Source organism: Rufibacter immobilis (genome assembly GCF_003721565.1).
Lineage (GTDB): Bacteria > Bacteroidota > Bacteroidia > Cytophagales > Hymenobacteraceae > Nibribacter > Nibribacter immobilis.
The window spans coordinates 82,220-94,217 of record NZ_RJJE01000017.1; the positions used below are offsets into that span (position 1 = coordinate 82,220).

General features: G+C 52.9%; 10 protein-coding genes. 6 read left to right on the top strand and 4 right to left on the bottom strand.

Annotated features, from left to right (window positions below; translation table 11 throughout):
• Positions 1–4 precede the first annotated feature (4 nt).
• Entirely contained in the window at positions 5–697 is a 693-nt protein-coding gene (locus EFA69_RS13180; protein ID WP_123133593.1) for a succinate dehydrogenase cytochrome b subunit, read from the bottom strand.
• Between the two features lie 347 nt (positions 698–1,044).
• On the opposite strand from EFA69_RS13180, the gene EFA69_RS13185 reads away from it, so the two are divergent.
• The 3 genes from EFA69_RS13185 to EFA69_RS13195 all read left to right on the top strand — a co-directional run bounded on the left by EFA69_RS13185 (position 1,045) and on the right by EFA69_RS13195 (position 6,766).
• Complete coding sequence (locus EFA69_RS13185) at positions 1,045–3,792, top strand: T9SS type B sorting domain-containing protein (protein ID WP_123133594.1); 2,748 nt, start codon at positions 1,045–1,047, stop codon at positions 3,790–3,792.
• A 157-nt stretch (positions 3,793–3,949) separates the two neighbouring features.
• Positions 3,950–4,825, top strand: coding sequence for an ACP S-malonyltransferase (fabD, locus tag EFA69_RS13190; RefSeq protein ID WP_123133595.1), 876 nt, complete (start codon positions 3,950–3,952; stop codon positions 4,823–4,825).
• A 66-nt stretch (positions 4,826–4,891) separates the two neighbouring features.
• The gene (locus tag EFA69_RS13195) at positions 4,892–6,766 is read left to right on the top strand and encodes a polysaccharide biosynthesis protein (protein ID WP_221175741.1); all 1,875 of its coding nucleotides are present in this window, start codon (positions 4,892–4,894) and stop codon (positions 6,764–6,766) included.
• A 361-nt stretch (positions 6,767–7,127) separates the two neighbouring features.
• Here the strand turns inward: EFA69_RS13195 and folK are convergent, their stop codons facing one another.
• Both folK and EFA69_RS13205 read right to left on the bottom strand, forming a co-directional pair.
• Complete coding sequence (gene folK, locus EFA69_RS13200) at positions 7,128–7,619, bottom strand: 2-amino-4-hydroxy-6-hydroxymethyldihydropteridine diphosphokinase (protein WP_123133597.1); 492 nt, start codon at positions 7,617–7,619, stop codon at positions 7,128–7,130.
• Positions 7,619–8,476, bottom strand: coding sequence for an alpha/beta hydrolase family protein (locus EFA69_RS13205; RefSeq protein ID WP_123133598.1), 858 nt, complete (start codon positions 8,474–8,476; stop codon positions 7,619–7,621). The genes folK and EFA69_RS13205 overlap by 1 nt, the downstream gene beginning before the upstream one ends.
• A gap of 105 nt (positions 8,477–8,581) precedes the next feature.
• Between EFA69_RS13205 and EFA69_RS13210 the strand changes: the two genes are divergently transcribed.
• The 3 genes from EFA69_RS13210 to EFA69_RS20315 all read left to right on the top strand — a co-directional run bounded on the left by EFA69_RS13210 (position 8,582) and on the right by EFA69_RS20315 (position 10,593).
• Entirely contained in the window at positions 8,582–9,559 is a 978-nt protein-coding gene (locus tag EFA69_RS13210; protein ID WP_123133599.1) for a polyprenyl synthetase family protein, read from the top strand.
• Positions 9,560–9,682: 123 nt separating this feature from the next.
• Positions 9,683–10,330, top strand: a complete 648-nt coding sequence (locus EFA69_RS13215) for a NeuD/PglB/VioB family sugar acetyltransferase (RefSeq protein WP_183906780.1) — start codon at positions 9,683–9,685, stop codon at positions 10,328–10,330.
• A gap of 89 nt (positions 10,331–10,419) precedes the next feature.
• A complete protein-coding gene (locus EFA69_RS20315) occupies positions 10,420–10,593 on the top strand; it encodes a hypothetical protein (RefSeq protein WP_183906781.1) in 174 nt (57 codons plus the stop codon).
• Positions 10,594–10,714: 121 nt separating this feature from the next.
• Here the strand turns inward: EFA69_RS20315 and EFA69_RS13220 are convergent, their stop codons facing one another.
• Entirely contained in the window at positions 10,715–11,968 is a 1,254-nt protein-coding gene (locus tag EFA69_RS13220; RefSeq protein WP_123133601.1) for a peroxiredoxin family protein, read from the bottom strand.
• Between the last annotated feature and the right edge of the window lie 30 nt (positions 11,969–11,998).

The following is an 11,998-nucleotide window of genomic DNA, read 5'->3' on the forward strand; positions in this document are numbered from 1 at the left end:
CTGCTTAGCTCAAAACAACGTCTTTGATGAAAAAGTAAAGGGGCATGGAGGCAAAACCGGCAGGCACCACAATAGAGAAGAAAGCCCCAAACTTTTGGATGGCAGGGGTATATTTCTTGTGGTTCAGGCCCAGCGTGTGGAACGCGCTGGAGAAACCGTGGTAGAGGTGATAGCCTAGGGCAATCTGGCCCAATACATAGATTAATACATACCACCACAGGTGGAAGGACTGCACCACCACAGAGTAAAGGTCGTCATAGTCCGTGCCTTCAATTGGAATCATGTTAGGCTCCCCGAAGCGGGCTCTCCAGAAGAAGTTGTACAGGTGAATGATGAGGAACACCAAAATAACGGTTCCCAACAAACCCATATTGCGGGAAGACCAGTTGCTGTTATCCTGCGGGCGGTTGTAGGCATACGCTACCGGACGCACACTTTTGTTGCGGCGGGTAAGCACCAAGGCTTCATAGATGTGAAACCCAAAACCCAACACCAATACAATCTCCATGGTGCGGATCAAAGGGTTGGTAGCCATGAAGTGGGAGTAGATGTTGAAGGAAGCTCCTCCATCACCTTTGAACAACTGCAGGTTGCCCACCAGGTGCACCACTAAAAAAGAGCAGAGAAACAGACCAGTGACGGCCACCAGAAGTTTCCGGCCAATGCTACTGGAAAACGTTTTAGAAAACCAACTCATTTTGTTGTGTTAAGGTTGATAAATAGGTGTGTAAAGGTTTGGTAAAATCTTTTCAAAGGTACATGGCGCGGGTTTCTCAAGCAATTGAACTTTCTATTTTGAATAAATCTAAATTGAAAGCCTGCTGTGGGTTATCGCTTTGAGTTATTTTCTTGTTTTGGCCCTCTTTTTGAAAAAATAGCCCCTAAACAGGAAATGGGTAGCTATCCTTACAACAGTGGCACCGGGAATTCGTTATAGCCATACATTCGGCTAAATATACCTATGGTACAATGCTTTTGTTGTAATTGTACAGGTGAAAGTCACGGATTCTGTTAAATTTGTTCTTGCATGCAAAACGCTACCCTATGCCTCTAGTTTTACAGAAAGTAAGAGCCTTGCTGTTTGTGCTGTGTGGGCTGATCCTATCCATCGTTTTCTTTTCCAAAGAAGCACAGGCCACGCACTTGCGGGCGGGCAACATCTACGCCGTGGCTGATACCACGGCCAATCCGGTGCCGGGGCGCTTCTTCTTCACCCTCATCACCTTCAGCGTGGCCCCGCCTCCCTTTGAGGACCTGAAAGCCACCCTCTACTTCGGGGACTGCACCAAACTGGAGGTGGACCGTGAGTCCAGAACCCTGCTCAACAACGGGCAGAACAACACGTTTGTGAACGTCTACCGCTTCGAGCACATCTACGGGCCGGGCACCTACACGGCCACCTTCGTGGGGGAGAACCGCAACGGGGGCATCGTGAACATCTCCTCCTCCGTGACGCAGACCTTCTTCCTGCAGACCACCGTCACCGTGGACCCGCTGCTGCTTAGGAACCGCTCGCCGCGCATGCAGTACCCGCCCGTGGACGTGGCCGTGCGGGGGCAGGTGTTCGTGCACAACCCCGCCGCCTTTGACCCCGACGGAGACAGCCTGGCCTTCAAGTTGCTGGAGCCCCGCATCTTCGACCGGTTCGACGCCTGCGGCAACCCGCTGGGCAAGGTGGCGCCTGGCTACCAAGGGCTGGAGAACTACCTGAGCGGCCAGCCCATTTCCGGCCGCCCCGCCGGCCTCACCCTGGACGTGCGCAGCGGCCAACTGACGTGGAACAACCCCGGCAGGCTGGGCGAGTTCAACATCGCCTTCGTGGTGGAGGAGTGGCGCGGTGGGAGGCTCATCGGGCGTGTCATCCGGGACATGCAGATCTTCGTGCGGGAGGACCCCAACCGCCCGCCGGTCATCACCGTGCCCCGTGATACCTGTGTGGTGGCGGGTACTTTGTTAAGAGACACTATCACGGTGACAGATCCAGACCGGCACCCGGTTATATTTACGGCTCTGGGCAGTATGCTTCCGCCCAACTCCAATAGAGCAAGCTTTGTGCTGCGCAATGACACCACCGGTATTTTCTCTTGGCAAACCACTTGCCAGGATGTGCGCCTGGAACCATACCAAGTGGTGTTCCGGGCGGAAGACCAGCCTCCTACGGGCATCAAACTGGTAGATTTGCAACCATGGCGAATTACCGTGGTTGGTCCGCCACCCGTGCTGTTAACAGCTGTGCCGCAGTCTAGTAGCAGCATTAGGCTCAATTGGGAAAACTACACCTGTCCCAATGCCACCAGAATGTACATCTACCGTAAAATAGGCCCATCAGACTTTGTTCCCGAGGCCTGTGAGACAGGAATACCGGCCTCTGCGGGATATGTATTGGTGGGGCAGGTGAGTGCAGGGGTAACAACGTTTCTGGACAATAATAACGGTAGGGGCTTAGAGCGAAATCGTACCTATTGTTACCGGATCTATGCTGAATTTCCGCAGCCGGGCGGAGGGAAAAGCATTGCCTCTAATGAACTGTGCGCTACCCTAGAATCTATCTCTATCACCAAAGTGAGTGTTACGGAAACCAATGCTGCTACTGGTAAAATACGAGTAGAGTGGAGCAAACCCAGAACTGCTGTACTGGCAGAGTATACCGCCCCCTTCCTGTACCGCTTGTTACGTGCTGAAGGACAGAACAGAGGTGCCGGGGCTAATTTTGTGCCGGTAACCGGGTATAACTTCAGGAGCCTCAACGATACTGTCTTCACAGACAATAACCTCAACACCCAGGATACCTCTTTCACCTACCGGGTGGAGTTCTATCATTCCGGTACCACTGGTTCACCTACAGTGTTGGTAGATTCCTCTTCGGCTTCCAGTGTCCGCTTGAACGGGCGGGCCAACGGACCGACTATGGAACTGAACTGGACGTATAATGTGCCTTGGAACAACGCTAGCACCACCGCAGATCCGCGCTACCATATTATTTGGGTAGACTCCACCGGAAACAGAGACTTTATTAAACTAGATAGCGTGTTGGCTACCGCTACATCGGGCACGTTCAGCAGAAGAATTCCGCTTACCGCCGGAAAGCAGTATTGCGTGTATGTGCAGACCGAAGGAACTTTCGATAATCCTTTTCTGCCGGACCCAATCCTGAATAACAGCCAGGAACTCTGCCTCACCCGGTTATGTGTGCCGGTACTGGAAATAGACCGCCTGCCATGTGATGAGACCTTTGTTCCTAACCCGCCGTTCTTTAACCGGTTGCGGTGGTCTATCCCGCCCGGCTGTGACCCAAGCGCCATTGATTTCTACACCTTATATTATAGAGAGACAGATGACGGCACATTTGTGAAAATTGGTACGGTAGACAATACCGGCCTAGCCACGTATGAGTTCATTCACCAGGGCTTGGCCTCCTATGCCGGGTGCTACCTGGTTACCGCCACAGACTTTGCCGGGATGGAAGGGGAGCAGAGCAACATTGTCTGCAATGAGAACTGTATTGTTTTCTCCCTGCCTAACATCATCACTCCTAACAGTGACGGCAAGAATGATGTCTTCACGCCAAAACAAGGAGCAACGTTCATCAAGAGAGCTACTTTAAGGGTGTTCAACCGTTGGGGAAACAAGGTGTATGAAAGCAGCAGTGAGCCTGGCCTTAACTGGGCTGGGGTAGACAATAACGGCAAAGCGCTGTCAGAAGCGACGTATTTCTACCAAGTGGAAGTTGAGTTCTACGGCCGTACTCCAGATATCAGAACCTTCAAAGGCTGGGTAGAGATTGTCCGGTAAAGACCGTAAATCAACTTAATTTAATCTTGTAAGCATGGTGCCTGTTCTAAGAGAATGGGCACCATTTTTATATATTTGTCACCGTTTTATTTTTTATCAAATCCGTTTAGGGCCTGTTTTTAGAAAAAGAGCCCCTAAACAGAAACCCACGAAACGCATGAAAGCATATATTTTCCCCGGACAGGGTTCTCAGTTTGTAGGCATGGGCAAAGACCTGTATGAGCAGCACCAGGTAGCCAAAGATCTGTTTGAGCAAGCCAATGAGATTCTTGGTTTCCGCATCACTGACATCATGTTCAACGGAACAGAAGAAGAGCTGAAGCAGACCAAAGTAACCCAACCCGCCATCTTCCTGCATTCTGTAATCCAGGCGGCGGTGGCCCAGGACTTTGCCCCAGAAATGGTAGCCGGCCACTCCTTGGGTGAGTTTTCGGCCTTAGTGGCCAATAAAGTGCTTTCCTTTGAAGATGCCCTGCGTCTGGTGTCTAAGCGCGCGTTGGCCATGCAGGCGGCTTGTGAAGAGCAGCCCTCTACTATGGCGGCTATCTTAGGCCTGGAAGATGAGAAAGTGGAGCAAATCTGCGCCGGTATAGACGACGTGGTGGTGGCCGCCAATTACAACTGCCCGGGCCAGTTGGTTATTTCTGGCTCAGTACCTGGGGTAGAGGCTGCCTGTGAGCAAATGAAAGCGGCCGGGGCCAAACGGGCCTTATTGTTACCCGTAGGTGGCGCTTTCCATTCGCCGCTCATGAAATCTGCGGAGGCGGAGTTGGAGGCAGCTATCAGACAAACAGAGTTTAAACAAGGCATCTGCCCTATCTACCAAAACGTAGATGCCCAGGCGCACACAGAGCCTAGTGAGATTCAGCAGAATTTAATCAAACAACTTACCGCTCCCGTACGTTGGACCCAGTCTGTGCAACAAATGATCGCAGATGGCGCTACACTGTTTGTAGAATGCGGCCCGGGCAAAGTATTGCAGGGGCTGGTGAAGAAGATAGACAAGTCAGCTGAAGTGGCGCAGGTAAGCTAAAAGACAACAATTTAGGAATTTAATTCTTTGAAGATGGGGCACATGCAGCAGTTGGTGAGGCAGAAGATGCCAAAGCAGCTTGTCTTTGGAATAGACATTTGCCTGTGTGCCCTCTCTTTTTTGGTGGCGTATCTGCTCCGGTTCAACTTTGACCTGAGGAAATACACGGAGCTCTCCGTGGCCCAGATGCTCCCTATTGTGCTAGGCGTGCGGGCAGTGGCCTTTTATTACACCAGAACTTACGCAGGAATTCTTCGCTATACCAGCTTGGATGACCTGCGTAAGCTTTTTATAGCGCTCTCAAGTAGCTCCTTTCTTTTGGTGGCCGCCCAATTGGTAAACAATAAGATTCTGGGCAACCAGAACTTCATTCCCATCTCGGTATTGCTCATTGATTACCTCATCAGCATGCTGGCCCTGTCTCTCATGCGTGTTTGGGCCAAGATTGTACACTATGAATGGAGCCATACCAGCACCCAGAAGGTGAATGTAGCCATCTTCGGGGCCGGCGAGGTGGGGCATATTACCCTCAGGACCCTGCAGCAGGACATGGGCACCTATTACCGCTTTGTCTCCTTCCTGGACGATGATGCCCAAAAGGAGAATCTACTCATCAACGGCGTGCCTATAAGGAGGCCGGTGGAGGATTTGGTGGAGCAGCTTACTTCCTTGCAGATAGATTTGCTCATAGTGGCGGTGCAACAGCTTCCTATTGCCAGAAAACGGCAGTTGGTGGAAGCCTGTCTCAATGCTGGGGTACAGGTCTTGGTGGTGCCGCCGGTGTACAAATGGATCAACGGGGAACTAAGTTTTAAGCAGATCAGGGAAGTGCGCATTGAAGATGTGCTGGATCGGCCGGCGGCCGAAATAGACTCACCCCTGCTGCACAAGGAACTGCAAAACCGCGTCGTTCTGGTGACTGGGGCGGCCGGTTCCATTGGCAGTGAGTTGGTGCGGCAACTGATCAAATTCAAACCTAAGCAGCTGATTCTGCTGGACCAAGCCGAGTCTTCACTCTACGACCTGGAACTGGAACTGACGGAGCTGTACGTGAAGCTTCACTTTGAGGTAGTGCTGGGCGATATCTGCAACAAACCCAGAATGGAGGCTGTGTACCAGACGTTTCGGCCTGAGGTGGTATTCCATTGCGCCGCTTACAAGCACGTGCCTGTGATGGAGGAAAACCCCACGGAGTCATTGAGTACCAATATTCTGGGCACCAAGGTGCTGGCAGATCTGGCCGTGAAGTACCAGACCCAGAAGTTTGTGTTGCTGTCTACAGACAAGGCCGTGAACCCTACCAGCGTGATGGGGGCATCCAAGCGCCTGTGCGAAATGTACGTGCAGGCCATGCACCACTACCTCCGCGACACCGGCAGCAAACGCACCCGCTTCATCACCACCCGGTTTGGGAACGTGTTGGGCAGCACCGGTTCTGTGATTCCGCGGTTCAGGAAACAGATAGAGGAGGGAGGGCCGCTTACGGTAACCCATCCAGACATTTCGCGGTTCTTTATGTCCATCAGGGAGGCCTGCCAATTGGTGCTGGAAGCAGCGGCCATGGGCAACGGCGGCGAGATCTACATCTTTGACATGGGTGATTCCATCAAGATTGTGGATCTGGCTAAAAAGATGATTAAACTCTCGGGTTTAACCTTGGGCAAAGACATCCAGCTGGTATATACCGGCTTGCGGCCCGGCGAGAAGCTGGAAGAGGAGCTGTTCCACGAAAATGAGTTTGTGCAGTCCACAGACCATCCTAAGATAAGGTTAGCCAACCACCCCATCCCCAACAGTGAGAAAGTGATTCAGGAGATTCAGGTACTGATTGATTTGTTCTCCTCACAGAACAACGTGGCGGTGATCAAGAAGATGAAGCAGCTGGTGCCGGAGTACGTGAGCCAAAACTCGGTGTATCAGAAGTTTGATGTGCGGAAGTGATATTGGCCGTTAGCTGAACGGCTTTTCTATGGCTTTAAGTGCTATGTTGTTTCATCTTTGGCGGTAAGCGCTCACGGCCGCGGGGCCCAGTCTTCCCCTCTCGCACTGCCCTTGCGGCCATGTGGATGCAGTTGGCGTTTAGTTTCATTGTTACTTGGCCACAAGCGAGGCGCTCTAGGGAAAGACTGGAAATGGTGCTGGTAAGTAAAGGCTTTTCTAGCTAGAGACAGATCAGCTCTTTTTTTGCGGAAACAATTGCGTTTAGAGCCTCTTTTTCCTAAATCTGCTTCAAACTACCGTTACACATTCAAGCCGCTAAATCGCTCATAGCTATTGCTGAACGTCTGATAAGGTAACAGCTTTATTCTGCGGTGCGGAAGAGGCTTACTTCCAGGTCATCTGGGCATTCTGCCAATAGTTGGGTCACCGTTTTCTGGAGAACCGGATGCACAAAATCAGGGGCTACCTCAGCCAAGGGAACTAAGGTGAACCGGCGAAGGTGCAGTTGCGGGTGGGGGAGGTGCAGCGTCTGGGTCTGGAGGATTTCCTGCCCGTAGAAAAGCAGGTCTATGTCAATGACCCGAGCCCCCCAGCGCTCTTTCCTGATGCGGCCTAATTCCTGTTCTACCCGTTGCGTGGTTTCCAGAATCTGCTGCGGGGCTAAGTCAGTCTCAAACAACAGCACCTGGTTCAGGAAAGCGGGTTGGTCTTCCACGCCCCAGGCAGCGGTTTCATAGAAGCTGGAGTATTGGCAAGATTTCCCAAAAACGGCCGCTAAACGCGCGGCGGCCTCTTCCAGATAAAGTACCCGGTCGCCTAGGTTGCCGCCCAGGAGCAGAAACAAAGAAGTCATTACAGGCGCGCTAAGGTGTCTCTGAAGAATTGAATGGTTTTGTTGGCCGCCGCCTGGGCCAGTTGGGGCAATTCCTGTGCCTCATACGGGTGCCGCCCACCAAAGGAATGGTCGCCGCCGGGCAGCAGGAACAGCTCCGCGAACGGGTTTAGGGCGTGCAGGTCGTGGGCCATGCGTACCGGCAGGGTTTCGTCCTGCTCCCCGTGCAGAATGAGCAGCGGAATCTGGAGTTTCTCCACGGCCTTGGGTATGTCCAGGCGCTGCCGGTTGGCGTGGTAGTTCTCCACCAGTTGGTAATACAGCGGCATCTGCTGGCCGGTGCGCCCGTTCAGAATGTACTGCACTCCGTCCTGCTTCCACTTCTCCATCACTTCTTGGGACCACCGCTGGTCAATATCACTGATCGCCGACCAGGTGGCCACACCGGTCACATGCGCGTTCTCCGCAGCTTTGAGCAGCACCAGGCCACCGCCGCGGCTGTGCCCGATGAGGAAGAGATAATCTGCGTCCATTTCCTGGGCGGGTATTTCTGAAGGATTATTTTTCAGGTGTTCCAGCAGGGTTTCCACATCATCTAATTCAATGCAGAAATTGTTGTTCCCGAAGGCCTCCATATTGGTCAAATCAGACCCGTCTGGTTCTACGCCGTTGTGCGAGAGGTTGAGTTTCACGAACACAAAACCGTGCCTGGCGAAATAGTCGGCCAGAAGGTTAAAGTGCCCCCAGTCCTTGAATCCTTTGAAACCGTGCACAAAGACCACCACCGGTTTGGCCTGTCCGTCCTGGAGCCAGCGGGCATCTACGGCGAAGCTGCGGCCGTGCGGGGAGGGGAGAAGAAAATCTGCGCGTTGAATCATGGGCGTGAATATCTGAAAAAGGTGCGGAAGTAACGCCTGAAAAACGGCAAATGCAAGCGCGGCGTTTGCTTCTGAGGGCGCAGCCTCGTAATATTGCGCCCGAAGATGAGCAGCCCCTTAAACCAGATACAGGCCCCGATTGCAGTGGAGATGCAGGAGTTCGAGAAGAAGTTCCGCCAGTCCATGCAGTCAAACGTGCTGTTGCTGGACAAGATCATGGGCTACATTGTGAAACGAAAGGGCAAACAGATGCGCCCCATGTTCGTTTTCTTCATGGCCAAGCTCATCCAGGAGCAGATCCCAGATGCCACTTACCGGGGCGCCGCCCTCATTGAGCTGCTGCACACCGCCACCCTGGTGCATGACGATGTGGTGGACGACTCCAACTACCGCCGGGGTTTCTTCTCCGTAAACGCCCTCTGGAAAAACAAGATTGCCGTACTGGTAGGCGATTACCTACTTTCCAAAGGCCTGCTGCTTTCGCTTAACAACGATGATTTCGGGCTGCTCAAGATTGTGAGCAACGCCGTGCGCGAAATGAGCGAGGGCGAACTGCTCCAGATGGAGAAAGCCCGCCGCCTGGACATCACCGAGGAAGTCTACTTTGACATCATCCGGCAGAAAACCGCTTCCCTCATTGCCTCCTGCTGCGCCGTGGGCGTGGCCTCCGTAGGCGCCGATGCGGAGACGGTAGAACGTGCCCGCCTCTTTGGCGAGAAAGTGGGGCTGGCTTTCCAGATCAAAGACGATTTATTTGACTACGGCACCGCCGAGATTGGCAAACCCGTGGGCATTGACATCAAAGAGAAGAAGATGACCCTGCCCCTCATCTACGCCCTGCACCAAGCCGATTGGCTCACCAAACGCCGCGTCATTTACAACGTCAAGAACAACAACGGCAAAGCCGATAAAATCAACGCTGTCATTGACTTCGTGAAGAAGTCCGGGGGCTTGGAGTATTCCATTCAGCGCATGAACGCCCTGCACGCCGAGGCCCTGCAACTGCTCCACACCTTCCCCGCCTCGCCCTCCCGCGACTCCCTGGAGCAACTCATCCGGTACACCATAGAACGCGAGAAATAAGCCACTCCCGTTTAGCGGCTCTTTTTCCTAAATTGGGTTAAAACTGTGTAGTGGGAGTTTCAGGAGCAGAAGATTAACTTTAAGGTTCTGGACGAGGGAGAAAGAAGAAGCCTTTGCATGAATATGATGAACATTGAGAAAAAGATCTGTATTTACGGAGCAGGCGGCTTTGGCCGGGAAACGCTCTGTGCCCTTATTGATAGCATTGCTCCGCACGGGCTCAAGATTGAGGATGTGGCCTGCTTTATGGTAGATGACCAGTTCTATCGTGAGCCCAGAATCATGGGTGTAGAGGTGATCAAGCGCTCATCCTTTGATCCGGCTATCTATGATGTGGTGGTGGCCGTGGGAGATCCTGCTGCCCGCAGAAAACTGGTGGAAGAATTGCCTGCTTCCACTACCTTTGGCCGGGTGGTGCACCCCAGTGCTGTGCTCTCCCAGTGGGTAGATATTGGCGAAGGCTGCATCATCACAGCGGGTACTGTCCTTACCTGTAACATCAAAATAGGCAAACACGCCCATCTCAACCTGCACACCACCATTGGCCATGATTTTGTGGCAGGAGACTTCTTCACTACAGCGCCGGCGGCTAACGTGAGCGGCAACTGCACCTTCGGGGATGGGGTTTACCTGGGAACTAATGTGTCTGTGCGCGAAAAAGTGACCCTTGCGTCTGGCGTAATCATTGGCATGGGGGGCGTGGTCTTGAAAGACATTCAGGAGGCGGGGGTGTACATTGGAAACCCGGTGAAGAAACTGGAGAAAAAATAAAAACCACCTCTGGCGAAAGGCTGGTTTGCACTGGCTGCTTGCCGAAGATGTCTTAATCTTTTACCTTTAATAAAACTTAATCAGAATTGATGGCTGCTTTCGCGAAAAGAAAATATACGGTTTACCAGGTGGTCCTGGCGTTGCTGTTGCTGGCCTTGGTGTTCGGTGGGGAAGTGGAGAAAAACATTGTGGCCGCCTGTTCGCTGGGGTTATTGAATGTCTTGAATCTGTTCAGGGTAGTGAAAGAATGGAAGACCGCTTAGCACGTTAAGGAAATAACTATAGTGCGTTTAGGGGCTCTTTTTCCTAAAATAGCCCCTAAACTCAAACGGCGCAGTTCTTCTAAGAACCGCGCCGTTTGAGTTTAGGGATCACCGTGATAGATTACTTCTCGGCCAGCAGTTGGTCAATGGTCTTGTTGAAGTCCTGCACGAATTCCTCGTAATACTTACCAGTGCCGGGGCCCGAGAAGCCGGTATGGATCTTACGCACTTTGCCCTGCTTGTCAATGAAGATGGTGGTAGGGAAGGACAGCACGTGGTTGAGCGCCGGCAGTGATTTGGCCACCAGTTCCTTGTCTTTGGTGCCGCCTATCAATAAGGGGTACGTGACGTTGAGCCGGTCGCGCATTTTCTCCACACGTACTTTGGCTTTGTCAAACTCTGGGCTCACCTCATACCCAAGACCCACTACCTCTACGCCGCGGTCTTTGTTTTTGGCGTACCAGGGCGCCAGGAATTTTGTCTCGTCCATGCAGTTGGGGCACCAGGACCCAAAAATCTGCGCCACCACCACTTTGCCCTTGAACTGCGGGTCTGTGAGCGCTACCTTCTTGCCGCTCAGGTCTGGGAAAGAAAAGTCCAGGCGGTCAAAACCGGGTTTCAGGTAGGTGAGGGTATCGGCGGAAGCCAGTTGGAAGGCATCGTTGCGTTTGGCAGTCCAGGTCTCGTGGCTATTCTGTCCGGCGTAGAAATCACCCGCTAGGGTTCCGTCTGGGTTGCCCTGGGCCGTGAAAAGGTAAGCGTGGGCGCCGTCAAAGGCAGAAAGCTTCAGTTGGTCTCCGGCAACTTCGCCCTGCAGGTAGCGATAGTCGCCGGTGGTGGTCAGGAAGGTGCCGGTGAGGGCGTTGCCTTTCTGCACGAACTCGCCAATGGCGGGGTAAGTTTTGCCTTCGTCATCGGTGAACTGTACTTCCCATTTGCCGCTCACCTCCAGCGTTGGTTTGGCCGGATTTTGGGAAAAACGGCTGCTATTCCCATGCTCAGCGGTGAACGGCAGACTGTACGGGGTGGCTTGGTCTTTCCGCTCCCAGCGGCCGGTAAGTTTGTTTCCCTCTACCTTGGCAATGAGCGCGGCGTCAAAAATGTGCATCTGCAAACGCACACTGTCTTGAGAATGAGAAATTTCATTAATCAAAATTCGTTCTTCTCCGTTTATTAGATGAGCCACCTGTTTTCCGGCCTCTTCAGACACGGTGAAATTGAAGGGCATCTCCTGGCCGCTTACCTCAATGGTACCACGCCAGGTGCCGGCGCTTAGCTGGTCTGGGGAGGAGGAAGAAGAAGTGCAGGCCTGGGTGCCCACGGCAGCCGAAAGGAGGGCGTAGAAAGCGTATTTGCGGAGCGAATTCTTGTTCATGCCGTAAAAGTACGTTGCCCTCCTGAAATT